Source organism: Clostridium rhizosphaerae (assembly GCF_016765585.1).
GTDB lineage: Bacteria > Bacillota > Clostridia > Clostridiales > Clostridiaceae > Clostridium_AT > Clostridium_AT rhizosphaerae.
This window is the reverse complement of the sequence record NZ_JAESWC010000004.1, coordinates 50,109-75,501: the sequence shown is the minus strand read 5'-3', so window position 1 is coordinate 75,501 and position 25,393 is coordinate 50,109. Positions and strand designations below refer to the sequence as shown.

The window sequence follows — 25,393 nt, the reverse complement described above, 5'->3', positions numbered from 1 at the left end:
ACTGCCTTTTATATTTTTTTGGATTAAAAGGGGGGAGTATTATGGCAAAAATAATGATTCAGGGTACCGGTTCATCTGTAGGTAAGAGTCTCATTGTTGCTGCACTATGCAGAATCTTTAAACAGGATGGATATTCAGTGTGTCCTTATAAATCTCAGAATATGTCCTTAAATTCTTATATAACTATGGACGGAAAAGAGATGGGTAGGGCACAGGTACTACAAGCCTATGCTGCAGGTTTAGAACCACAGGTGTTTATGAATCCTATACTTTTAAAGCCTACAGCCGACACCAAGTGCCAGGTTATTGTTAATGGTAAGGTATATAATAATCAAACTGCAGAGGAATACCATAATTTGAAAGTAATTTTTAAGGATATGCTCAAAGAACAATTCCTAGAGCTTGAAAAAGAGTTTGATATAGTAGTTATGGAGGGCGCCGGAAGTCCCGCTGAAATAAATTTAAGAGATAGGGATATTGTTAATATGGGTATGGCGGAACTAGTGGATGCGCCTGTAATAATAGTTGGAGATATAGATAAAGGAGGAGTATTTGCAGCTCTTGCAGGCACAATGCTTTTATTGACTGATGAAGAACGAGAAAGAGTTAAGGGAACTATAATTAACAAGTTTAGAGGAGATATAAAACTTCTTAAACCAGGTGTCGATATGCTTGAGAATATAATAAAAAGACCTTCCCTTGGAGTTGTACCTTATTTTAATTTAGTGATTGAAGATGAAGACGGAGCAATGATTGAAATAAACAAACAGGTTACTGCTGAAATTGATGCCGCTGTTATAATGCTTCCGCATATATCTAATTTCACAGATGCTGATTGTCTAAGGTGTGAAGAAGATGTAAGCGTTAGGTTTATTGAGAGAAAAGAGGAATTTGGCAAACCTGATCTTCTAATCATACCAGGAAGTAAAAATACTATAGAAGATTTAAGGGCCTTAAAAGACTCAGGTCTTGAGAAGGAAATATTAAACTATAGCAAAGAAGGAATAATACTTGGAATTTGCGGCGGATATCAAATGCTTGGAAAAGAAATAAGAGATCCTTTAAATGTTGAAAGTTCTATTAATAGTATAGTTGGAATTGGTCTATTAGATACTATAACTACCCTTGAAAATGAAAAAGTAATGACGAGAGTAGAGGGGAGTATAAATCTTCCGGATTTTCAAGGCAAGATATATGGATACGAGATACATATGGGAAGAACTATATTGAATAATGATGACAGAAGCCTTGCTACCTTAAATAGTGAAAATGGAAAAGAAATTTCTAAGTGTGATGGTATTTTCAATAAGGAAGAAACAATTTTTGGTACATACATTCATGGAATACTAGACTCTACAGAATTTAGGCAATACTTGCTTAATAAAATAAGAACTAAAAAATCAATGTCGTTAAGGAAATCTCCAGTATACGAAGGCTTTAGAGAAGAAGAGTTAAATAAGCTTGCAGATATAGTAAGAAACTCATTGGATATGAAAAAAATATATGAAATTTTAGGACTTAAGCAGCATGATGAATTTTACAACTATTAATATTATTGATATTGCTGCAGCTGTAATAATAGATTTAATTCTTGGAGATCCTTATTGGCTTCCTCACCCTGTAATATTTATTGGAAGATTAATTAAATTTATTGAAAATAAAGCAAGAGCGTCTGCTCATAATGATAAACAGTTAAAGTACTTTGGAGGTGCTATGGTTATAATAGTAACTTCAGTTTGCTTTTTATTTACTGCTGCAGTGCTTTATGCTGTTTGGAGAATAAAACCTTTATTTCATATAATAAATATCTGCATTCTTTGGACAACCATCGCGGCTCGATGTTTAAGAGATGAGAGCATGAAAGTATATAATGCTCTAAAAAATAATGATTTAATACTCGCAAGGAAGTATACCTCTTATATTGTAGGAAGAGATACTAATGGCTTGGATGGAAAAGAACTTATAAGAGCCGCTGTGGAAACAGTTGCAGAGAATACTTCGGATGGTGTTATAGCTCCTCTATTTTATAGTTTAATAGGGGGAGCACCCTTGGCAATGATGTATAAGGGAGTAAATACTATGGACTCCATGGTTGGCTATATGAATGAACCATATACTCATATAGGATTTTTCCCGGCAAAGACAGATGATTGGTTTAATTATATACCAGCAAGAATTACAGGAATTATTATGTGTATTGCCTCGCCGCTTATGAAAAGCAGCATTATTAAAAGTTTTAAAATTATGATGAGAGATAGAAAAAATCATAAAAGCCCCAATTGTGCGTACCCTGAGGCTGCTGCAGCTGCAATATTAAAGGTTCAGCTTGGCGGAAATAATATTTACTTTGGAAAGCTTGTTGAAAAGCCTACAATCGGCGATAAGACAAGGGAACTTGAAAGAGAAGATATTGTATATGTAAATAAAATAATGTTTCTGACAGAATTTTTATTTATAGTTTTCGCATTAGCTTTAGTTTACTTTATACACGGGAGAATAGTTTAATGAACAGTTATAAAAGTTTTATGGATCATGGCGGAGATATATACACTGAAGGTAAATTCAAAGGGATAAGTCTCTTAGATTTCAGCTCCAATATAAATTTTCTAGGTATTCCCGAGAGTTTTATAAAAAACATTAATAAAGCAGTAGAAAATATGGTATGTTATCCGGATTTAAAATATAGACAATCAAAGCTTCATATTGCTCACTATTTAAAACAAGGTGTAAAAGCTGAAAATATCATTTTAGGAAATGGAGCGGCTGAGATAATAAATCTTGCTGTTAGAGTCTTGAAGAAGCCTTGTATAGTAGTGCCATCCTTTTCAGAATATGAAAGCACTGCAAAAACCTATTGTGAGGAACTTATATTTTCTTATTTGAATGAAGAATTTGATTATAATTATCAGGATATATTTGAGAAGCTTAAGGAGTGTGACGGGTTAGTTATAGCTAATCCTAATAATCCTAATGGAGGAATAGTTGATAAAAAGCTTTTTCAAAAAATTTTAGATTATTGTGAAGAACATAAAAAGAAAATAATAGTAGACGAAGCTTTTGTAGAGTTTGTCAACATTGAAAATCAAAGTTTTATAGACCTTTGCATGAAATATAAATGCTTATTTATAATAAGAGCTTTTACTAAGTTTTTTGCGATGCCGGGAATTAGACTTGGATACGGTATAAGCTCAGATAGTGAGTTTCTTGAAAAGTTAATAAAGCTTCAAATACCTTGGAATATAAATTGCTTTGCAGAAGCTGCCATAGAAAGTGTTTTGAAGGATGAAGAGTATATAAGTGTTTCAAAGGAAATGCATGAAAAAGAAAAGGAATATTTTGTTCAAAGACTTAAAAAGTTTAGCTTTATTGATAATATTTACGAAAGCCATGCAAACTTTGTACTTATAAATCTTAAAAATATTTCTGGAGAGGGTTTTTATAGCTACTGCATTTCAAAACACATGCTAATAAGGAGGTGCAGTAATTTTAGAGGACTTGATGATAGCTTTATTCGATTGGCTGTTAAAAATAGATCAGATAATAATAGATTGCTTGAGATTTTTGGACAATCAGAAAGAGAAATAAATATTTAAATGGGGGAAAAGTATGAATTTATTAACTAAAACTATTAATACCATAACATCATCTGACAAGGAATCTGTAGAAAGAGCTGTGAAGTATATTGATAATCTTACCAAGCCTCTTGGAAGCTTAGGGAAACTTGAAGAGATTGGTGCAAAGTTTGCTGGAATTACAGGTAAGGTTTTTAATAAGGCAGAAAAGAAAAATATAATAGTGATGTGTTCTGACAATGGCATTTGTGAAGAAGGTGTAAGCTCGGCAGATCAAATAATAACTCAAGTAATGACAAACAGTATTCCTGAAATGAAGACAGGAGTCGGAGTATTGGCTTCTTTTGCGAATGCAGAATTAACAGTTGTTGATATAGGAGTAAAAGGTGAAATTTTAAATTCTAAGGTAATAAAAAGAAAAGTAAATAATGGTACGGCAAACATATGTAAAGGACAGGCTATGTCGAGAGAAGAAGCTGTCAAGGCAATTGAGGTAGGTATTGAAATCACCGATAAATTATGCAGTGAAGGTTATGAAATGCTTGGAACCGGAGAAATGGGTATTGGAAACACATCAACAAGTGCTGCAGTTATTTCAGCTCTTTTAGATATAGATATAGAAGAATTAGTAGGCCCAGGTGTTGGCCTAACTGAAGAACAAGTTGAAAACAAAAAGAAGGTAATAAAAAAAGCTTTAGAAATTAATAAGCCTGATAAGAAAGATGTAATTGATGTATTAAGCAAAGTAGGCGGTTTTGATATTGCAGGAATGTGCGGATGCTTTCTTTCAGCCGCAAAAAATAAAAAGCCTATAGTAATAGACGGAGTTATTTCTTGTGCTGCAGCTTTATGTGCATATATTTTAAAGCCTGAGACAAGGGATTATATGTTTACCTCTCATAAATCAGAAGAGAAGGCTGTGACTTTTGTTTTTGACTATATAAACCTTCAGCCAATACTTGATTTAAATATGAGACTTGGAGAAGGCAGCGGATGCCCGCTTGCTTTTAACATTATTGAAGCAGCACTTCATATGGTTAACAATATGGCTACCTTTGGGGATGTGGGTATTACTGAAGAATCAAAGGATAGGCTTGTTGATATTAGATAATAAAAAAATATTATTAAAGAAAGAAGGTAATTTTTATGAAAAAATCTATGAATAAGATAATGACTTTATTAATTGCAGCAGTAATGATATTTACTTTTGCAGCATGTACAAACAACAGCAAAGAAGGTAGCTCAACTAAAGCTGATAAAGAAAGCTCAACAACAAAGTATCCGTATACTGCAAAGGATTCAAAGGGTAAGGAAGTTGTTATTGAAAAAGAGCCTAAAAAGATAATATCTGTAGCTCCAAGCATTACTGAATTAATTTATGCTTTAGGGAAAGGCGATGAACTTGTTGGAAGAACAGATTATTGCGATTATCCAGAGGAAGCAAAAAAAGTTCAAAGTATAGGCTCGTTAACAGATCCGAATGTTGAAAAAATAATTGAACAGAAACCAGACATTGTAATTGCATCTACACACTTTAAGGATGATGTGGCTAAAAAACTTGAAGGACTAGGAATTAAGGTAATTGTTTTATATAATGCTGATAATTTTAATGGAGTTTATGATTCAATAAATACACTAGGACAAATAGTAAATGCTCAAGATAAAGCTAATGAACTAATTTCTTCTATGAAGAAAAAGACTGAAGCTGTCAAGGAAAAAGTAAAAGGTAAGGAAGCGCCAAAGGTTTATTATGTAGTAGGCTTTGGTAAAAACGGAGATTACACAGCAACAGGGGATACTTTTATATCTCAAATGATAGAAATGGCCGGAGGAACTAATATAGCCAAGGATGCTTCTGAATGGAAATATAGTCTTGAAAAGATAATGGAAAAGGATCCTGAATATATAATTATATCCAAAAACTTTGAAATGAAAAATCAATTTATTAATACAGCAGGTTACAAGGAACTTTCTGCAGTAAAAAACAATAAGGTTATTGAGATAGATGATAATTTGCTAAATAGACAGGGACCAAGACTTTCAGAGGGTGTTGAGGCTGTGGCAAAGATTCTTCATCCGGATTTATTTAAATAAGGTATAAAAAATGATAAGACTTATAGCAAAGAGAAAAAAGCTGTTATTTATTATTCTTTTAATAGCATATGTTTTACTGGCAATTACTGCTGTTTCTATGGGAGCTGCCAGTTTAACACCCTATATGGTATTAAAGGTAGTTTTAAAGTCAATACCATTTATAGGTAAGTATATATCAGGAAGTGTGTCGAGTACACATTTCCTGATAGTTTTTATGGTGCGTATGCCGAGAATAGTTATGGCGAGCATTGTTGGAACAGGGCTTGCTGTAGTTGGGGCATCCTTTCAGTCGATGTTTAAAAACCCAATGGCAGACCCTTATGTTCTTGGAATATCTTCAGGAGCAGCATTAGGGGCAGCGGCAGCTATAGTTATAAAGATTCAAAATGCGGCTTTTTCATTGAGTATTATTACAATCTCTGCCTTTGCAGGTGCTGCCATAACTACAATAGTAGTATACGCAGTAGCACAGGATAGAGGAAAAGTGACAACTACAAATCTTTTGCTGGCAGGGAGTGCTGTAAGCTTTTTGATGTCCTCTATGATTTCAATAATAATGGTTTTTAATCAGCAAGAGGTAAATAAAATAGTATTTTGGATGATGGGAAGCTTTAACGCATCAAGCTGGGAAAATATAAGCATTATAGCTCCAATAGTATTACTAGGAACAGTTGTTATTTATTTTTTTAACAGAGATCTTAATTTAATGCTTACAGGTGATGATAATGCACGAAGCTTGGGGATTGAGACGGAGAAAGTAAAAAAAATAATAATTGTTGCATCCTCAATGGTAATGGCTGTAAGTGTTGCTTTTTCAGGAATAATCGGGTTCGTTGGGTTTTTGGTGCCTCATATAATTAGAATTATATTTGGGCCAGACAATAAGATTCTGATTCCTTTTTCAGCTTTGGGAGGAGCAATATTTTTATTACTGGCAGATACTGCCGCCAGGACTGCTGCAGCACCGGCAGAGCTTCCGGTAGGTGCAGTCACTGCGCTGATTGGCGCTCCGTATTTTATTTATCTTTTAATAAAAATGAAAAAGAGGAGTGTATAGCCGTGAAGCAGCACATTCAAATAGATATAAAAAAGCTTGATTTTTCTTACCGTGAAAAAGAGATTTTACAAGATATAACCTTAAGCTTTAATAAGGGTAGTTTCTACTCAATTATTGGTCCTAATGGTTCGGGAAAATCCACCCTTATAAAAAATATTTCAAAACTTCTTATGCCAAAGCATAGAAGTATTTTTATAAATAATGAGGATATATGCAGCCTTAGCAATAAAAGCTTAGCAAAGAAGGAATCGGTTATACCTCAAAATATATTGATAGATTATGAATTTACTGCTTTTGATATAGTAATGATGGGAAGAAGTCCTTATAAGAGAAGATTTCAAGATTTTGATACCGGAGATAGAAAAATAACAGAAAAGTATATGAAGCTTACAAACACGTGGCAGCTCAAGGATAAGCTCATAACTGAGTTAAGTGGTGGAGAAGTGCAAAGAGTGATTGCAGCAAGAGCTTTATGTCAGGAAACTGATATAATTTTATTAGATGAGCCAACCTCTCATTTAGATATACAATATCAAGTAGAATTTTTAAATATATTTAGTAAATTGAAAAGCGATAAGATTATTATTGCAGTTCTCCATGATTTGAATTTAGCATCTATTTTCAGCGATGAAATAATTTTAATCAATAAGGGACGAATCGAAGCAATAGGAGACCCTTGGCAGGTAATAAGTAAAGAAAATATCAATAATGTATATAATCTTTCAGTTGAAGTATTTGAAAATCCAATCAGCAAGTGTCCTTATATAATTCCAGTTGTTTAGGAAGGAGGAGAAATCACAATGAAAAGTATAATAATATCATCTAATTGCAGCGGCGGAGGCAAAAGTACTTTTACTTTAGCCCTAATGAAGGCATTGATTGACAGAGGTTATGATGTTCAAGGCTTTAAAGCAGGTCCGGATTATATAGATGCAGCTTTTCATACACATATATGCAAGAAGGCCTCAAGAAACTTGGATTTATTTATGATGGGAGAGGATGGAGTTAAAACTTCATTTTCAAAAGGCGAAGGTGATATAGGGGTAATTGAAGGGGTTATGGGATTATATGATGGACTTGGCTATGACAGTAGATATTCTACTTATCATTTGTCAAAGGTTTTGAATATTCCTATAATATTAGTAATAACTCCAAAGGCTCAAAGTAATACTATTTGTGCAGAACTCTTAGGCCTTTTAAATTATGAAAATGCTGATATAAAGGGTGTAGTGCTAAATAATATAACAGAGGGCTATTATAAGCTTTTGAAAAAGCTTATAGAAAAGAATACACCGCTAAAGGTGTTTGGATACATTCCGGCTGATAAAAGAATAGCAATTGGCAGCAGGCATTTAGGATTAATTCAGAGCAGTGAAGTAGAAGATTTGGATAAAAAAATAAGTATTTGCTCGAAGTTTTTGCAAGAGCATCTTGATCTAGAAGAAATAATAAAATGTATGAAAGAGACTGAGAATTATAATAGTACATTTATTCAAAACAAAGATAGAAAACTGAGAATAGCTTATGCCTACGATAAAGCTTTTAGCTTTTATTATAAAGACAATTTGGAATTATTACAAACTGTTGGAGATATGATTCCTTTTAGTCCTCTTAAGGATAAAAAACTTCCTAAAGATATAGATTTTCTGTATATTGGGGGAGGATATCCAGAGGTTTTTGAAGAAGAACTAAGTAATAATATAGAGCTTTTAGTAGATATTAGAGAAAAGCTTCAAAATGGACTTCCAGCCTATGCAGAGTGCGGTGGATTAATGTATTTAACTAAAGGATCAGAAAAAAACAGTTTTGTAGGATTCTTTAACGGTTTTTATAAAATGAGCGACAGGCTTGTTAACTTTGGTTATGCAAACCTTAAGGTAGCAGAGAGCAATCATATTTTCAAGAAGGGGTTAAGTATAAATTGTCACGAGTTTCATAAAAGCTATGTAAAACTAAGTGAACAAGCTATATACTGTTTAAGTAAGGATTATTATGAAGAAAAGAAATGGCATTGCGGATACATAAAAAATAATGTTATTGCAAGCTATGCCCATGTTCATTTTTATGGCAACATGGAGTTTTTTAATAGCTTGGTAAATCTAGCATATAAAAAAGGGGGAAATTATAATGGATAAGTTAGAAAGAGGATATGTACAAATATATACTGGAAATGGAAAAGGCAAGACAACAGCTGCTGTTGGTCAAGCTGTAAGAGCGGCAGGAAATAATTTAAAGGTATATATGCTTCAATTTCTAAAAACTGATCCAACAGGAGAACTTGAAATAGCAAAGCTTATAGGAGATAAATTTCAGATTTTCAGATTTGAAAGCAAAAAGGGCTTCTTTTGGAATCTTAACGATGAGGAAAAAGTAATACTTAAAAAAGAAATTGACACAGCTTATGATTTTGCTGCTGAAGTAATCAAAAATAACAGCTGTGATGTATTTATACTGGATGAGATTATGGGTGTTTTATCAAATGGGATCTTAACCGTTGATCAGGTTGCAGCTCTTATAGATAACAAACCTGAGAATATGGAGCTCATTTTAACAGGAAGAAATGTTCCTGATTTAATTAAAGATAAAGCAGATTTAGTAACAGAAATGAAAGAAATTAAGCATTATATGAATAAAGGGGTTTACTCGAGAGAAGGAATAGAATACTAGTAAAAAGGGGATGTTACAAAACAGTTTAAACCTATCGCGTGTTATTTGAATTCTTGGAAACTTTCGCTTCGCAGATAAGACTAATAATTAAAAAATTTATAAATCCTAAATCCTGACACTGGGCAACTTAAGAGCAGGCTGTTGCCACAGCCTAAGTTTCCCATGAAAAGTCATTTAGACTTTTCATCTCTCTTCGTTCAGACAATATAGGATTCTTAACGGCTTTATAAACTTTTTAATTAAAGTCTTATTGCTGCTTACTCAAATGTTTCTACGAATTCAAATAACACGCTGGGTTTTGATGTTTTGAAACATCCCCTTATATTTTAAATTATAATTGTTTTTCTTTAAGATATTCTTCTTCATATTTTAAGAGCTTACTGATAACTTTCTCAGTAACCTTATTTATCTTATCGAAATCCATATTAGGAATAAAATAAGTTTCTAAATGGTCATGAAGCGCCTTAGCAGAAGCTATAGTCTTAAGACCTTTATTAAGAAGTTCATAGAACATTTCCATATCAAATTTTATTTCTTCTCTATTTTTGCTTATGGAATAAGAATTTAATAGATTATCCATATAAATTTGATTGCCTTCAAATTTTATTTTATTTATCTCATTAGAAGTAATTAGAGCAGTATTGAGTTCAGGAATAAATATATGCTCAATTCTTTCTGGAATTAAAGGGTCGTGGAAGAACTGAACATCTAGTCCTCTCTTTAATGCTTCTTTAGATATGAAATCCAATACATCGGATTTTCCTGTACCTGGCCCACCGTTAAGTACATAAACTTTCTCATAGCCGCTTACAATGCCTTCTACAAAAGTAACAATGCCAGCTGGAGTAAATGCCGTAGCAAAAAGATGTCTTTCTGTTCCATAGCCGCCTATAGGAGTAGTAAAAATCTTGTCCTTCAATTCTTCTTTAAGTTTATTTAATTTAGCTGGATTCAGAGCTTCGCTGTTATAATTGCTCAAATCATCATGTACAGCTTTTGCAGCTGCAAAAAATCTATAAGCGCGTTTAAAAGTTTTTCCTATTTCTTTATTAGTATCTATAATATTCTTTCTGTATTTTTTAAAGCCTTCTTCGTTCCAGCAGTCCCCCATATTAAGTATTTCATCTACAGCACCCGGATTTACAGGATCAACTACATGAGGTGCGGTACCATCAAGTATAGCTATATTTAAGCCTTTGATAACAACACCATCTAGTGAATTATTGTCAGAGGAGCAGTGATGATATTCTATATCGTAACCTTTTTCATTAAAGTATGCTCCTATTTTTTTCATAAGCGAAGATTTTCCTGTACCTGGTCCGCCTTTTATACATATAATTCTTCTGGCTTCTTCCTGCCCGAGTATATATCTGTAGAAGGAATAAAATCCCTTAGAGGTATTTCCTCCCGGGAATAGGTCTACTGTTTTTCCGTTCATAAAATCACACTCCTAATTATCAAATCAATATATATTATGAATGTGACAGAAAAAGTGTGACTGAATAGGAAATCACTAAAAGCTTTAAAACCTTGCATAATTTTTAATTAGATGTTATTAATATGTATGTAAATAAAACGAAAGAAGGTATTAAGGTGGATAATGTAAAATCTCAAAGAGAATGGTTAAAAGCGAATTTTAATTTGTTAAGTAATATAGAAACAGATCAAAAACAAAAATTTCAGCAGCCTCCTATACAAAAAGATTTAGAAGAAGGTGCTGAAATAATTGACCTTCCAGAAGTAACTAGAGATGTAGTTATTAAGAAGGATGTATTTGATTGTTTAATGGATAGAAAAAGTAATAGGGTTTTTACCGAGGAAGCATTATCACTAGAAGAGCTTTCATTTTTGCTTTATATGACTCAAGGAGTTAAAAAGGTGGTTGGGAAAGTTAACTTTGCTACCTTTAGAACAGTACCTTCAGGTGGAGCAAGACACCCTTTTGAAACTTATATGGTTGTTAATAATGTTAGTGGATTAAAAAAAGGTGTGTATAGATATTTGGCTTCAGAGCATAAACTTATCCATTTGTTTGATGAAAATAATTTAGAAGAGAAAGTATCTGAAGCTGTTTCAGGACAAAAATTTGTTGCTTCTGCACCAGTTATATTCATATGGAGCTGTATTCCATACAGAAGCGAATGGAGATATAATGTAGCAGCACATAAGACAATACTTCAGGATTCAGGACATCTATGTCAAAACCTGTATCTAGCTTGTGAGGCTATAGGAGCTGGAACAGTTGCTATAGGAGATTATGCTCAAGAAATTATCGATGAATTTTTAATGCTTGATGGTGAAGATGAATTTGTAATTTATGCAGCTCCAGTAGGAAAGGTTTCAGCTGAATAAATCTTATAAAAATAAAGGGGATGTCAAACAAGAAAGCAATTTCTTATGTAGGCATCCCTTTAACTATATAAATAGTTATATAGTTATATATTTGTATATTTGTATATTTTTCAGTTAGTACTTTCTGTTAAAGTCTATTTCTTCAAGTTCAAATACCCTTAATGAATCTGCTACATGCTTTTCAAGGGCAAGTCTTCCATATTTATCAACTTCAGTCTTATCCTTGGGGCCGTGGCATAAAGAAGCGGCGCCGCCTATGCAGCCTCCTTGACAAGCCATCCCTTCAATGAAATTTGAAGGCAGTTTGTTGAATTTTAAAAGTTTAAGAGCTTTGTCGCATTCTTGAAGACCGTCACAGCTTATGGGTTTAAAATCTACTTTCAATCCTTTATCATTAATAATATGCTTAATAGATTCGGTAAGTCCGCCGCTTCGCGCAAAGATTCTTCCATAAAAAGAAGCATTGTTTAAAGGACTGTCTTCACAGTCTTCAATATTTATTTCATAAGCATCAAGCATAGCCTGAAGTTCCTCGAAGGTAATTACAAAGTCTGTAATACCCTTGATATCAGGCTCTAAAATCTCGGCTTTTTTAGCTGTACAAGGGCCTATAAAGACCACTTTTGCTTCTGGATCAAGGTTTTTTATAAGCTTGGATATTGCTATCATTGGAGAAACTGTAGAGGATATATTAGAAACAAGCTCAGGATAATTCTTTCTAATATAAGCTACGAAAGCAGGGCAGCAGGAACTTGTTAAAGCTCTTCCTTCGCTTATGCTATGAGCGAATTCTTCAGTCTCAGAAAGTGCAACCATGTCAGCACCAAGAGCAGCTTCAACTACATCGTGGAAGCCAAGCTTTTTAATCCCAGTAATTACTTGACCTATTCTTGCATAAGTAAACTGACTGGAAATAGCAGGGGCCATAAGAGCATATACATGAAAATCATTTTGGACTTTTGCCTTTTCTAGCAAATTAACTACCGGCGTTATAAAAGATTTATCCATTATTGCTCCAAAAGGACATTGATAGACACAAGCACCGCATTGTATACACTTCTCATTATCTATTATAGCTTTTTTATTTTCATCAAAGCTTAGAGCTTTTGCATTGCAGGCACGTTTACAGGGCCTCATAACATCTGAAATAGCATTATAAGGACATACGCTCTTACAGCGGCCACACTCAATGCACTTTTCAGTATTTATGTAAGAACGTTTATTTATAATGTGAATTGCGCCTACAGGACAAACTTCAGAGCACTTATGAGCAAGGCAGCCTCTACATGCTTCTGTAACAGTAAAACGGTGTATAGGACATTCATCGCAGGCAATGCTTATAACTTCAATCATATTTTTATTTTTTTTGTTGCCTCCCATTGCAAGCTTTACTCTTTCATTTATAATTTCTCGTTCTTTGTAAATGCAGCAGCGTGTTCTAGGTTTTGGACCTGGAATTATTTTTTTTGCAATGGTTTTATATTCTTTCTTAAGCTTACCTTCTAAAGAAAGCTTAACTACTTCTTTTAGAACTTCATATTTTATTAGCTGAACATCGCTTTCAAAATTTCTCATAGTATCACTTCTTTCATAAAAGATTTTAGGATAAATACAAATGTGAAAGAAGCAAAAACAAATTTAATGGTGCTATAAGTTTTTAATTATATGTTCATTGAAAAATTCATCAATATTATCTTTATTAACAGAAATAACAGGGCCATCCTCAACCTTTACACATACTCCATTTTTGCATTCCCCCAGGCAAAAAGAAGCTTTTATTTCTGTCTGGCTTTCTAAGTTGTTATCCGCAATAAGCTTTTGAAGCTCGCTAACAATATTATAAGAACCTTTAAGGTGACAGCTGCTTCCAATGCATACTGTTATTGTCATAATATAATTCCCCCTAACGAGTTTAAAAAATATAAAATTACTTACACAAAAAGTATAACATTCCACTAAATGCTTATCAATTTATATTTTGAAATGGGAGCAATATAATGGCTTTATGCGGCTTAACTCTGCATGTGATAAAGCTTTGCAGTACTTTATTCAAAAAAACCTTATCTAATAATACAATGTAAAAAATCAATAAAATAAAAAAATTTAAAGTTGTTTGAAGCAGCTTTTTGGCGCTGATATTATTTATCTATAGGATAGATACAAATTATTAAATTTTAAAAGCAAAAACATTATTAAAGTGTTCATCACTAAAAGGAGGGAAAAATAAAATGTTACATTGTGATTTATGCGACTATTATAAAACAACTCATACAAAGGGGCAAAGTTCTGCTAAGTGTATGTGTGAGCTTACAGGTTTTGTTTTTCATAAAAAAGTAGAGGAATATGATTTTGAAAATCATCCTTGCCACGAATATGATGTGAAAGCAAATGCAGTTAATCAGGAGCTAAGCGTGAGAATATCTGCTTAAATATCAGAAATGTTTGACAAATGTTTGACGAAGTTATGTATATGTTTTATTATTGTATTGTAAGAAGTAAGCCTAGGGAAGGTGGAGTTCTGTATGAGTACAATACAATTTAAAGAGGTTAATTGCAAAAATTGTTATAAATGCGTTAGAAGCTGCCCAGTCAAAGCTATATCTTTAAAAAATGATCATGCACAGGTCATTGAAGAGGAATGTGTATTTTGCGGAAAATGCCTGCAGGTATGCCCTCAAAATGCAAAAAGTGTTAAAAATGATGTGGAAAAGGTAAAAGGTTTTGCAGATAAAAAGCTTAAAATATATGCTAGTATCGCACCTTCTTTTATGGCAGCCTTTAACTTGCAGGATTTAAGACAAGCATATTCTGTATTTAAAAAACTTGGATTTACTTATATAGAAGAAACAGCTGTTGGTGCTTCGGCAGTATCAGCAGAATATCAAAAGCTATTAGAAAAGAAGCAAATGAAAAATATAATTACAACAGCCTGCCCTACAATTGTATCCTTGATAGAAAAACATTATCCAGAGTTGATTGAGCAAATGGCGCCAGTAGTTTCCCCAATGGTTGCTCATGGCAAAATGCTTAAAGAGCTCTATGGCTCTAGAATTAAAGTTGTATTTATTGGTCCGTGTCTTTCTAAAAAGCAAGAATGTAAGGAGCTTGAGGAAGATGTTTTGGATGCAGTTATAACTTTTGAGGAATTAGAACAATGGATGAAGGATGAAAATTTATCATTCGACAGCACGGAAGAGGCAGAGCTTAAAAATATAGAATTTAATTTTAATGCAAGGTATTATCCAACTCCTGGAGGGATAATAAAGTCTCTTGGGAGTCCAAAGAAACACAATTATAAGCTTATGAAATTTGATGGATTAGATAGATGTATAGAGGTTTTAGAACAGTTAAGAAATGATAAAGTTAAGGATTATTTTATTGAAATGAATAGCTGCAGAGGGGCATGCTTGGGCGGTACCTGCATGAACTCTGAAAATCCCGGATATTTAATAATGAGAGAAAGACTTTTAGAATATGCTCATAAATCTTCTTTAAGTCATAATACTATTATGGAGTATGATAGAGAGATAAGCTTAACTAAAGCTTTTAAAAATAAATCGAACTCTTATATTGTTCCAGAGGACAAGATTATAGAGGATATTTTAAGTAAAATAGGAAAATACACAAAGGAGCAGGAATTAAACTGCGGGGCCTGCGGATATATGACTTGCAGAGACAAGGCTGTAGCTGTTTATAATAAGAAGGCTGAGCTTCATATGTGTGTACCATACATGAGAGAAAGAGCGGAATCTATTTCTAACGTTATAATAAATTCTACTCCAAATGCTATTTTTGCAGTTACTGAAGAACTTACTGTTCAAGAAGCAAATATGGCTGCTCGAAGACTTTTCAATTTAGAATGTGAGGAGCTTCAAAATAGGAGTATATTTGATATTTTAGACTGTCTGGATATACTAACTGTTAATGATACTAAACAAAATATTTTAAATAGTAAATATACTTATTTAAAATATAACGTGGTGGTAGAACAGTCTATATTGTATTTGAAAGAAAATCATATGCTGATGATAGTAATGAAGGATATAACTAAAGATGAAAAGCAAAATCAAAAGCTTAATAAGGTAAGAAGTGAAACTATAGAAATAGCTCAGAAGGTTATAGATAAGCAGATGAGAGTAGCTCAAGAAATTGCGAGTCTTTTAGGTGAAACTACTGCTGAGACCAAAGTAGCCCTAACAAAACTTAAAAAATCAATGCAGGTTGAAATGGGTGAAGAAATATGAGCTTATTTGTAGATGTAGATTATGCAAGCATAAATAAGTACAAAGAAGAGCTATGTGGAGATAAGGTTGAAGTACTAAGAAGCGATAATTCTGTGATTATAGTACTTGCGGATGGACTAGGAAGCGGAGTAAAGGCAAATATATTGTCTACGCTTACAAGTAAGATAATTGGTACTATGCTTTCTATGGGATCAACTATAGAAGAAGCTGTTGAAACTATCGCATCTACGCTTCCTGTATGTAAAGTCAGAGACTTAGCCTATTCAACCTTTTCGATACTTCAGATATATGAAAATGGAGAAGCATATTTAGTAGAATTTGATAATCCTTCTGCTATAAAACTAAAAAGAGGTAAGTTTGTACCAACAGATAAGCAAGAAAGAGAAATTGAAGGTAAGCTCATTAAGGAAAGCAGATTTATGATGGGCCCAGAGGACGTAATTATTCTGATAACTGATGGAGCAATACATGCCGGAGTTGGTGAATGCCTTAATTTAGGGTGGCAGTGGGAAAATGTTAAAGAATATGCGGAAAGAATTTATAAAAAAGACATGTCCGTAAAAAGTATTTCCAATACGCTGCTTTCTGCCTGCGATAGTTTATATGCAGGAAAGGCTGGAGACGATACAACAGTTGTAGCTGTAAAGGTAAGAAATGCTCAGCCGGTAAATGTTTTAATCGGACCTCCTTTAGATAAAAACTTGGACAGCTATGTAGTTGATAAATTTATAAATCAAAAGGGAAAAAAGATTATTTGCGGCGGTACTACAGCCCAAATTGTAAGTAAGGTAACAGGTAGAGAGATTATTACTAGCTTTAATTATATTGATCCTTCAATACCGCCTACAGCAAGAATTGAAGGAATAGATTTAACTACAGAAGGTGTTTTGACTATGTATAAGGCTTTAGAGCATGCTAAAAAATATTTAAACCCAGACAATCTTTTGCAGGACTTTTCAGGTTTAAATAAAGAAGATGGAGCATCAAAACTTGCTAAGCTTTTGCTAGAAGAGAGCACTGAAGTTAATTTTTTAGTAGGAAGAGCAATAAATCCTGCTCACCAAAATCCTGATTTTCCTATAAACCTAGGAATGAAGCTGAAGCTGGTAAATGATATGGAAAATCATCTGAAGCAATTAGGTAAAAAAGTATTTGTTGAATATTTCTAGATAATTTTATGCTGATAGAAGCGGTGATACATTATGGGAATATCTATGAAAACTATAGAGCTCAAGCTATATAAGCCAAGTTCTAATAAAAGGAATGTAATTGATGAAGCCTTAGAGAACTATTCTAGGGCTTATGCTTATTTGATGAATAAAGCTTATACTGAAATTGATATGATAAAGGAAAACTATAAATCTTCTACAGGATATTACAAGACAAGGGATATTGTAAAATGGATAGATAAAGAAACCTTAAAGAAGCTTAATAGGTTCAGTGCTGAACCTTTCAAGGACTCAATAAAGCTGGATTTTTCTGCGGTTTTAGCAGGATTACTAAATAACAAAACTGCAAAAAGCATTGATGGAATTCAAATGAATTTTAAAGAAAGACCTATTTACTTTTGCAGATATTCTAAAAATCGAAATTACTCTCTGCTCTATGATGCAGAAAATAATAAATATTATGCAAAGCTGTATTTAATGAATGTTAAAAATGAAAAAAGAAAAAAAGCTATGGGAAATTATGATAGAAAGCTTGATTATATAGCTGAGGATAAAGAACCTTACATTGAAAATGATAAGAAAAGAAGCTTTATAATAGTTCCACTAGCCTTTGGAAAGTGGCAGGAAGAATATCTTAAAGAAGCTATAAATACTCCCGATATATTAAAAACAGCCAGGCTTATAAAAAGAAACAAGGAATATTATTTAGCTATAAATATAGTAAGAAATGTTGAGGAAGCCCCTCCTCCAATAAATTATATGGGTATCAGCAGAGGAATGGATAAAACAATAAATTATGCAGTAGTTGATAACAGAGGAAATATACTCTTAGAAGGTTATGAATCAGCATCAGCTTTTAGTAAGGATAAACTAAATATTATTGCTAACAGTCTGGTAAACATAGCAGGCAGGAATAGATGCCAGGTTATTGTAGAGAAGCTTACTGATAAAGGAGATAATTTATCATATAAAGATAAGCAGGGAAGGCAATATATACCAATAATGAATTGCAGTAATTATAATAGCTTGCATGATATAATTTCTAATAAATTAAAAGCTAATGGTATGAAGTCCCCTATAAGAGTTAGTGCAGTAAGGATTTTTAGTACTTGTCCGTATTGTAATCACAATTCTAAATCAAACAGATTTTCAAATAAAATATTATTATGCACTTCTTGCGGTAAAACTACAGAAGTAGAAAAAGCAGGGAGTATAAATTTGGCAAGAAAGCTGATTCACTATAGCAGTGAAAAGATATTAATAATAGTTAAAAAAACAAATAAGGGAATAGTTTTTGTAAATGAAGATATAGGGTTAAATTATTATCCGACTAATCCTTTTGACTGCCAGAAAGAATTTATGGGCGAAATTGATAGAATAATTACTAATTTTTATGAAAATGTAAATTTAGAAAAAGAAAATGAGAATTATAAAAAGAAATTAAGTTTAATTAAAAGATTAGAAGCTGACAAAAGTACTTTAAAGTTAGTAGAAGATAATTAAATAAATTGGGTGTTTTAGCTGCCGCACCCTGCCTAGCATCTAGTATAGGCTAAAACCTGCAGAGCAGGAATGCATTGCATTAAAGGCAGCTATCTATAATACTGTAAAATCCTTGTCTATGGTTATCATAGAGTTATAACTTGGGTGTATACTTTTCAATTCTTTGTCTATTTCTTTCTTTAACCTTTCCTCATCCTCAGACTTAAAACCTTTTGTATGTTCAACAACTAAATCAAATACGAGATTTTTATATAAACCATCACCAACAACTCTAAAGTCATGAATGGATTTTACCAAGGGAAAACTTTTTAAGACTTTCTCTAGTTCATGTCTGGCCTTATTAACCTCAATACTGTTAGTATTTATTGGATCCATATGAATAACTAAAAAAATTTTTAATTTATTCGAAAGCTCTTTCTCTGCTTTATCAATTACTTCATGTATTTTAACTATAGAAATATCACAGGGAACTTCGGCATGAATAGAAGCCATACATCTGCCAGGGCCATAGTTGTGTATAACTAGATCATGAACACCGCTGATATACTCATAGCTTAGAATACCTGATTTAATATTTTCTACAAGAGTCTGATCAGGAGCTTCTCCAAGCAGTGGATTTAGAGTTTCTTTTGTAAGAGAGAAGCCTGAATATAATATGAACAAAGCTACTAAAATACCTAAATAGCTGTCTAAAGGAAAGGATATCCACTTGGACAGCAAAAGAGATAAAGCAGTTACACTAGAAATAATTACATCAGCTAATGCATCAAAAGAAGAAGCTTTTAAAGCTCCTGAGTCTATAGAATTAGCTATAAATTTATTAAAACGGCTTAGCCAAAACTTAATCATTACAGATATAACGATTAGTACAAAGGGTACAAATGAAAAATTAATTTCAGCTGGATTAAAAATCCTATCAAAGGATTCTTTTACAAATTGAAAACCTACAAGCATAATGATGAATGAAACTGCCAGAGCTGATAAATACTCAATTCTTCCATGTCCAAAGGGATGCTCTTCGTCAGCAGGCTTATTTGCAAGCTTAAACCCAACTATAGTAATGATTGATGAAGCAGTGTCCGATAAATTATTAAAGGCGTCTGCAGTTATAGCTATGCTATGTGTTACAAGGCCAACTGAGAGTTTTACTGCAAAGAGCAGGAAGTTAGCGATTATGCCAATTGTTCCTGCCAGAAAACCATATTTAATTCTTACATTTTCTTCTTTTGTATCTTTGTAATTTCTAATAAATCGTGAAACTAAAAATTTAGACAGCATTGATATTTACCTCACTTATCATTAGTATATAATTTAAAGAATAGTGCTATAGATATATCATATAGCAGCAAAGTGTTAACTATTTTTATAAAAAAGTGGAAAATATATGTAGGTATTTGATATACTTTAATTAATGTCTTTAATTAATGTCTTTAATTATAATTAGCTTTAAATAAATACATTATGTATATAGAAAGGGGACTATAAATACATGTCAGAAGAATTAATACTAGCGCAGGAACTTATAGACTTTATATATGAAAGCCCATCTGCTTTTCATGCGGCATTAAATGTAAAGAACATACTTATTAAAGAGGGATTTACTGAGCTTAAGCAAGAGGATAAATGGAAGCTTGAGAAAGGTGGAAAGTACTTTGTTACCAAGAATGATTCAGCGGTATTCGCTTTTGTTTTAGGAAATGGAAACCTATCAGAAAAAGGTTTTAAACTTATCGGAGCACACACCGATTCACCAAGCTTCAGAATTAAGCCAAATCCAGAAATGACTTCTGAAAACACTTATGTAAAATTAAATACAGAAGTGTATGGAGGACCAATCTTAAATACTTGGCTTGACAGGCCTTTAGGAGTGGCTGGAAGAGTAACATTAGAGGGAGAAAGTCCTTTATATCCAGAAACTAAATTTGTAAATATAAATAAGCCAATTCTTATAATACCTAATTTAGCTATACATATGAATAGAGAAGTTAACAAAGGTGTAGAGCTGAATAGACAAAAAGATATGCTTCCAGTGATTTCGCTTGTAAATGAAGAAATGGAGAAGGGAAATTATCTTTTAAATGCAGTAGCTGCTGAAATTAAAGTAGAACCAAAAGATATACTTGATTTTGATTTGTTCTTATATGAATTTGAAAAAGGAAAAATAATTGGATTAAATGATGAGTTTATATCAAGTTCAAGACTTGATGACTTATCTATGGTTCATGCAGGAATAAAAGCTTTAATTAATGGCGGTGTTTCAGAAGCTACTAATGTGATGGCTTGCTTCGATAATGAAGAGGTAGGAAGCTCAACAAAACAAGGTGCAGATTCTGAGCTCCTTTCAAATTTATTAGAAAGAATAGTATTAGCATCAGGCGGAGACAGAGAAGATTTCTTTAGAGCAATTTCAAGAAGCTTTATGATATCAGCTGACTTAGCTCATGCAGTACATCCAAACAGTGGAGACAAGGCAGATCCAGTTAATAGGCCGGTAATAAATAAAGGACCGGTTATAAAGCTTGCGGCAAATCAAAGCTATACTACAGACAGTAATTCGGCTGCTGTTTACGAACAAATTTGTGAAAAAGCAGGAGTGCCGGTACAAAGATTTGTTAATCGTTCAGATGCTCCAGGAGGCTCAACTATAGGACCTATTTCTTCAACCCATCTTGCAATTCGTTCAGTAGATATGGGTACTCCAATACTTGCAATGCATTCAGTTAGAGAGCTTGGAGGAGTTAAGGATCATAATTATGTACTGAAGTCCTTTGAGGAGTTTTATAGAATCTAATGAAGAATGCGGGGCTGTCTAAAAACAGCTTAAACCTACTGCGTGCTCAAATGTTTCTACGCATTCAAATACCACGCTAGGTTTAGTTATTTTGAGATAGACTCATAAAAAAAGATTTTACTATTGTAAATTATAACGTGTTGTGATAGATTATAAGACAAGAGTGAATAATTCTTCATTCTTTATTGTTAATTTTAAATTTAATAGGCGCCTAGGGTAGAGGTGCTGTAACTAAGAGTAGTCATAAGAAGCGGGCACGCTGTGATTTATGATGAAAGGAGTTGCAGCCGAAGGAAAAAATATTTTGCAAGTATTTTTCCTGGCTTTGCATAGAATATATGTAAGGTTGTCATCAAAGATTTGGTGGAGAGCTACAAGGTTCACAAGTTGCAGTAAGATTGTATATTAATGCAGCAAAGGTGTTCCTTTGCTGCATTTGCTTTTTGCTGTTTTTTTATTTATGAAAATATATTACTACTGAAAAGGGGGCATAATTATGGCAATTGTTGTTCAAAAATATGGAGGAAGCTCCGTCGGAACAGTTGAAAAAATAAAGATGGTAGCACAAAGTATAATAAAAAGAAAAATGAATGGAGACAGCTTAGTGGTTGTAGTTTCTGCTATGGGAGACACTACAGATGATTTGATAGATTTAGCAAAGCAAGTAACAGGAAATCCTGACAAAAGGGAGCTGGACGCACTTCTTTCTACAGGGGAAATGATCTCATCTTCACTACTGGCTATGGCGCTGAAGGATTTAGGACATGATGCAGTAAGCTATACTGCATATCAAATTGGCATTAGAACAAGTGGACAGTATGGAAAGTCTCTTATTGATGATATTGATGAAAGTAAGATTAAAGAAAGTATTGATGAAGGTAAAATTGTAATTGCCGCCGGCTTTCAAGGTATAAATGAAGAGGGTGATATAACTACGCTTGGAAGAGGAGGCTCAGACACAACAGCCGTAGCAATTGCAGTTAAGCTAAAGGGGATATGTGAGATATATACTGATGTAGATGGAATATACAGCGTAGATCCAAGAAAATATGTAAAGGCTAAAAAGCTTAGTGAAATTGATTATGAGGAAATGCTGGAACTTGCAAGTTTAGGTGCTCAGGTTATGCACTCCAGATCTGTAGAGCTTGGTCAGAAATACGGAATACCAATATATGTTGGGTTAAGCAATAGTGATATAAAAGGGACAGTTATAAGGGAGGTAACAAATGTGAATATGGAAAGCAAGCCAGTAACAGGTCTGGCTACCAGTGATGAGGACATAGCAGTAACAATTCAAAATATATCAAACGATATTAATGTGCTTTCAAATCTTTTTGAAGCACTGGCAAGCAGAAGAATAAACATAGATATGATAAGTCAGACTTCTCCAGTAGATGAAAAAGTAAATATATCTTTTACAATACCTAAGGAAGATTTAAAGGAATGTCTTGGTATTGTAAAGAATTATGCTGACAAAAACAGCATAAACATAGATGAAGATATAACCAAATTTTCAATAGTAGGAATAGGAATGAAGACAACTTCTGGAGTTGCAGCAAAGATGTTTAAGCTTTTCAGCGGCAATAACATCTTAGTTAAAATGATAACTACTTCAGAGATAAGAATCACCTGTGCAATAAGACAGGCAGATAAGCTTAAGGCTATTAATTTGATAGCTGAAGAATTTAAACTATAAGTAAATTGCGAAATAAAATTTCCGTAGGCTGTGGTGTAAAGATCTTAGAGCCTAGTGCAGAAAATAATATTTTACTTTATGATAACTTTGAGTATGTTCTAAGGCTTGCAATGCCGAAAAGTTAAGAGCCTCTATAAATTTGCTTTGACTTCTTATTACTTTAATAACCACAGGCTTTAAAAAAACTTCACTAAACTTAAGATACTTTTAGCTTGCTCAGAGGAGAGGCTCTAAACTTTTCAGCATTGCTTCACCAAGAACATGGCAAAGTTATCAATCAAATTAAAATTATTATTTTCTACACCTGCTCTCGGTCTTTACATCCATCCTATGCATCTTATACGCAATTATAATTATATATTTATACGACTTACTCGACGATTGCTTCTATAATTAAAACTATTAATATTTGACACTGTTTAATAGCAGTGTTTATATGAGCATGTTCTTTGATATTATAGAAAGCAAATTTACTGCAAACCAGCATGATTGCAGTAAATATTTAAATATTTTTATAGGCGTATATATAAATATACGAATCATAAAATGATCATTACTTGCTTTTAACAAAGCCGAATATTTAAACTGATTAACTAGCGAACAACAAAATTGTTATAGGCTTGCATAAAAGTATGTAGGGCAGTGTAGAAAATAATATATAAGATTAATTGAGTACTTTGCTGATGTTCTTGGTTTTATGACTTCACGAACCTTAGAACAGTCGCAAAGTACTCACTAAGATTATATATTATTTTCAACGCAAAGCCATGCGGACTTTAAAGAAAAGCCTGCGGCTATTTTAGGTTGCAATTTTATTAGGAGGTGTATTATGGAGTTTTTTGGAACAACCGAGGTAAGAGACAATAATCTTTACATAGGTGGTGTTAACACTGTAGATCTAGCGAATGAATATTCTACTCCGCTTTATGTAATAGATGAAGCTTTTGTAAGGGAAAAGTGCAGAAGATATTTTAAGGCCTTTAAGCTTCAGGAGAGAAATAACAGAGTTGCTTATGCAGGAAAGGCATTTTTGACACTAGCTATGTGCCAGCTTATAAAAGCTGAGGGGTTATGCCTGGATGTTGTGTCAGGTGGTGAATTGTATACAGCTATTAAGAGCGGATTCCCGCTAGATAAAGTTTATTTCCACGGAAACAATAAAACTATCGAAGAAATAGATATGGGAATAAGAAGTGGAGTAGGAAAATTTGTAGTAGATAATTTTTATGAAATAGAAAAGATTAATGAAATAGCAGCTCTATATAATAAAACTCAGCAAATACTATTAAGAATAACTCCAGGAATTGAAGCACATACTCATGATTACATTAGAACAGGGCAGATAGATTCAAAATTTGGCTTTACAATTTTGAACAATAACACATTGGATGCTGTAAAAAAAGCTATTGAGCTGCCTAATATAGAATTAATCGGACTTCACTGTCATATTGGTTCTCAAATTTTTGATATAACTCCTTATGAAGATGCCATAGAAGTTATGATGAGCTTAATTGCAAGTATTAATGAAGAATTAGACTATGAAATAAAAGAATTAGATTTAGGCGGCGGTTTTGGAATACACTATAGAAAAGGTGATAACCCAAGAAGTATAGAAGAATTTTGCAGAGCGATAATAAATAAAGCTGATAAGACTTCTGAAGAATTAGGCATCAAATTGCCAAGTTTAACAATTGAGCCTGGAAGATCTATTATAGGGAAAGCGGGAACTACACTTTATACTGTAGGATCCATAAAAGAAATTCCTGAGGTAAGAAAATATGTGTCGGTGGATGGCGGTATGACTGATAATATAAGACCTGCACTCTATAAGGCCGAGTATGAATGCGTTATTGCTAATAGAGTAGAAGATATTAGTAAGGAAACTGTTACAATATCAGGAAAATGCTGCGAATCTGGAGATATACTTTTAAGTGATGTTCAGATTCCCAGAGTAGAGAGCGGTGATATTTTGGCAGTGCTGTCCACTGGTGCATATGGATACTCAATGTCCAGCAACTATAATAAGATTCCAAAAGCAGCAGTGGTGTTTGTAAGTGAAGGAAAATCTAAACTAATCTGCAAAAGACAAAGCTATGAGGAAGTTATAGCTAATGAGATATCCATGTAAGAATATAAAAATAATAAAGAATAATTTAATATTATACTATTTTTAGTCTGCTACTGAAAAATCCCGTGAGGGATTTTTTTGTTTGATTATACATTCAATATTAATAATATTTATTCCTCT

Annotated in this window: 21 protein-coding genes and 1 riboswitch; of the genes, 17 read left to right on the top strand and 4 right to left on the bottom strand. The window is 33.0% G+C overall.

From position 1 onward, the window contains the following. Window positions 1–41: 41 nt before the first annotated feature. From JK636_RS10520 to JK636_RS10480, 9 genes are read left to right on the top strand one after another with little or no spacing between them, the layout of a single operon-like run. Window positions 42–1,550, top strand: a complete 1,509-nt coding sequence (locus JK636_RS10520) for a cobyric acid synthase (protein ID WP_202748888.1) — start codon at window positions 42–44, stop codon at window positions 1,548–1,550. Window position 1,551: 1 nt separating this feature from the next. Then, window positions 1,552–2,505 carry an adenosylcobinamide-phosphate synthase CbiB gene (gene cbiB / locus JK636_RS10515; RefSeq protein WP_202749230.1) on the top strand — a complete coding sequence of 318 codons (954 nt, stop codon included), beginning with the start codon at window positions 1,552–1,554 and terminating at the stop codon, window positions 2,503–2,505. Beyond that, window positions 2,505–3,593: a pyridoxal phosphate-dependent aminotransferase gene (locus JK636_RS10510; protein WP_243428197.1), complete on the top strand. Its 1,089-nt coding sequence runs from the start codon at window positions 2,505–2,507 to the stop codon at window positions 3,591–3,593. The genes cbiB and JK636_RS10510 overlap by 1 nt, the downstream gene beginning before the upstream one ends. 13 nt (window positions 3,594–3,606) lie before the next feature. Beyond that, complete coding sequence (gene cobT / locus JK636_RS10505; RefSeq protein ID WP_202748887.1) at window positions 3,607–4,683, top strand: nicotinate-nucleotide--dimethylbenzimidazole phosphoribosyltransferase; 1,077 nt, start codon at window positions 3,607–3,609, stop codon at window positions 4,681–4,683. A 35-nt stretch (window positions 4,684–4,718) separates the two neighbouring features. Continuing rightward, window positions 4,719–5,666, top strand: a complete 948-nt coding sequence (locus JK636_RS10500; protein ID WP_202748885.1) for an ABC transporter substrate-binding protein — start codon at window positions 4,719–4,721, stop codon at window positions 5,664–5,666. 10 nt (window positions 5,667–5,676) lie between these two features. Then, window positions 5,677–6,723: a FecCD family ABC transporter permease gene (locus tag JK636_RS10495; RefSeq protein ID WP_202748884.1), complete on the top strand. Its 1,047-nt coding sequence runs from the start codon at window positions 5,677–5,679 to the stop codon at window positions 6,721–6,723. A gap of 2 nt (window positions 6,724–6,725) precedes the next feature. Then, complete coding sequence (locus JK636_RS10490) at window positions 6,726–7,505, top strand: ATP-binding cassette domain-containing protein (RefSeq protein WP_202748883.1); 780 nt, start codon at window positions 6,726–6,728, stop codon at window positions 7,503–7,505. 18 nt (window positions 7,506–7,523) lie between these two features. Continuing rightward, a complete protein-coding gene (locus JK636_RS10485; protein WP_202748882.1) occupies window positions 7,524–8,858 on the top strand; it encodes a cobyrinic acid a,c-diamide synthase CobB in 1,335 nt (444 codons plus the stop codon). Next, window positions 8,851–9,390: a cob(I)yrinic acid a,c-diamide adenosyltransferase gene (locus JK636_RS10480; protein ID WP_202748881.1), complete on the top strand. Its 540-nt coding sequence runs from the start codon at window positions 8,851–8,853 to the stop codon at window positions 9,388–9,390. The genes JK636_RS10485 and JK636_RS10480 overlap by 8 nt, the downstream gene beginning before the upstream one ends. A gap of 331 nt (window positions 9,391–9,721) precedes the next feature. Here JK636_RS10480 and JK636_RS10475 read toward each other — a convergent pair whose 3' ends face one another. Then, complete coding sequence (locus JK636_RS10475) at window positions 9,722–10,828, bottom strand: PRK06851 family protein (protein ID WP_202748880.1); 1,107 nt, start codon at window positions 10,826–10,828, stop codon at window positions 9,722–9,724. A gap of 155 nt (window positions 10,829–10,983) precedes the next feature. Between JK636_RS10475 and JK636_RS10470 the strand changes: the two genes are divergently transcribed. Further along, window positions 10,984–11,742 (top strand): SagB/ThcOx family dehydrogenase, encoded by a 759-nt coding sequence (locus JK636_RS10470; protein WP_338025761.1) that lies wholly within the window; start codon window positions 10,984–10,986, stop codon window positions 11,740–11,742. A 114-nt stretch (window positions 11,743–11,856) separates the two neighbouring features. Here the strand turns inward: JK636_RS10470 and JK636_RS10465 are convergent, their stop codons facing one another. Together JK636_RS10465 and JK636_RS10460 are read right to left on the bottom strand one after the other, a co-directional pair. Beyond that, window positions 11,857–13,317: a 4Fe-4S dicluster domain-containing protein gene (locus JK636_RS10465; protein WP_202748877.1), complete on the bottom strand. Its 1,461-nt coding sequence runs from the start codon at window positions 13,315–13,317 to the stop codon at window positions 11,857–11,859. Between the two features lie 72 nt (window positions 13,318–13,389). Beyond that, window positions 13,390–13,635 (bottom strand): NAD(P)H-dependent oxidoreductase subunit E, encoded by a 246-nt coding sequence (locus tag JK636_RS10460; RefSeq protein ID WP_202749228.1) that lies wholly within the window; start codon window positions 13,633–13,635, stop codon window positions 13,390–13,392. Window positions 13,636–13,970: 335 nt separating this feature from the next. On the opposite strand from JK636_RS10460, the gene JK636_RS10455 reads away from it, so the two are divergent. From JK636_RS10455 to JK636_RS10440, 4 genes are all read left to right on the top strand, one after another. Then, window positions 13,971–14,171, top strand: coding sequence for a hypothetical protein (locus JK636_RS10455; protein ID WP_202748876.1), 201 nt, complete (start codon window positions 13,971–13,973; stop codon window positions 14,169–14,171). 93 nt (window positions 14,172–14,264) lie between these two features. Further along, on the top strand, window positions 14,265–15,986 hold the full coding sequence (locus tag JK636_RS10450; protein ID WP_202748875.1) for a [Fe-Fe] hydrogenase large subunit C-terminal domain-containing protein: 1,722 nt from the start codon (window positions 14,265–14,267) through the stop codon (window positions 15,984–15,986). Next, complete coding sequence (locus tag JK636_RS10445; protein WP_202748867.1) at window positions 15,983–17,155, top strand: SpoIIE family protein phosphatase; 1,173 nt, start codon at window positions 15,983–15,985, stop codon at window positions 17,153–17,155. Before JK636_RS10450 ends, JK636_RS10445 begins: the two co-directional genes overlap by 4 nt. A gap of 45 nt (window positions 17,156–17,200) precedes the next feature. Further along, window positions 17,201–18,658, top strand: a complete 1,458-nt coding sequence (locus tag JK636_RS10440) for a transposase (protein WP_202748865.1) — start codon at window positions 17,201–17,203, stop codon at window positions 18,656–18,658. Window positions 18,659–18,751: 93 nt separating this feature from the next. On the opposite strand, the gene JK636_RS10435 is transcribed toward JK636_RS10440, so the two are convergent. After that, window positions 18,752–19,936 carry a cation diffusion facilitator family transporter gene (locus tag JK636_RS10435; protein WP_202748863.1) on the bottom strand — a complete coding sequence of 395 codons (1,185 nt, stop codon included), beginning with the start codon at window positions 19,934–19,936 and terminating at the stop codon, window positions 18,752–18,754. 211 nt (window positions 19,937–20,147) lie between these two features. Between JK636_RS10435 and JK636_RS10430 the strand changes: the two genes are divergently transcribed. The 3 genes from JK636_RS10430 to lysA all read left to right on the top strand — a co-directional run bounded on the left by JK636_RS10430 (window position 20,148) and on the right by lysA (window position 25,273). Then, the gene (locus JK636_RS10430) at window positions 20,148–21,449 is read left to right on the top strand and encodes a M18 family aminopeptidase (RefSeq protein WP_202748861.1); all 1,302 of its coding nucleotides are present in this window, start codon (window positions 20,148–20,150) and stop codon (window positions 21,447–21,449) included. Between the two features lie 209 nt (window positions 21,450–21,658). Next, window positions 21,659–21,831, top strand: a riboswitch (Lysine riboswitch). A 114-nt stretch (window positions 21,832–21,945) separates the two neighbouring features. Continuing rightward, the gene (locus JK636_RS10425; RefSeq protein WP_202748860.1) at window positions 21,946–23,145 is read left to right on the top strand and encodes an aspartate kinase; all 1,200 of its coding nucleotides are present in this window, start codon (window positions 21,946–21,948) and stop codon (window positions 23,143–23,145) included. A gap of 829 nt (window positions 23,146–23,974) precedes the next feature. After that, window positions 23,975–25,273: a diaminopimelate decarboxylase gene (gene lysA, locus JK636_RS10420; protein ID WP_202748859.1), complete on the top strand. Its 1,299-nt coding sequence runs from the start codon at window positions 23,975–23,977 to the stop codon at window positions 25,271–25,273. Window positions 25,274–25,393 lie beyond the last annotated feature (120 nt).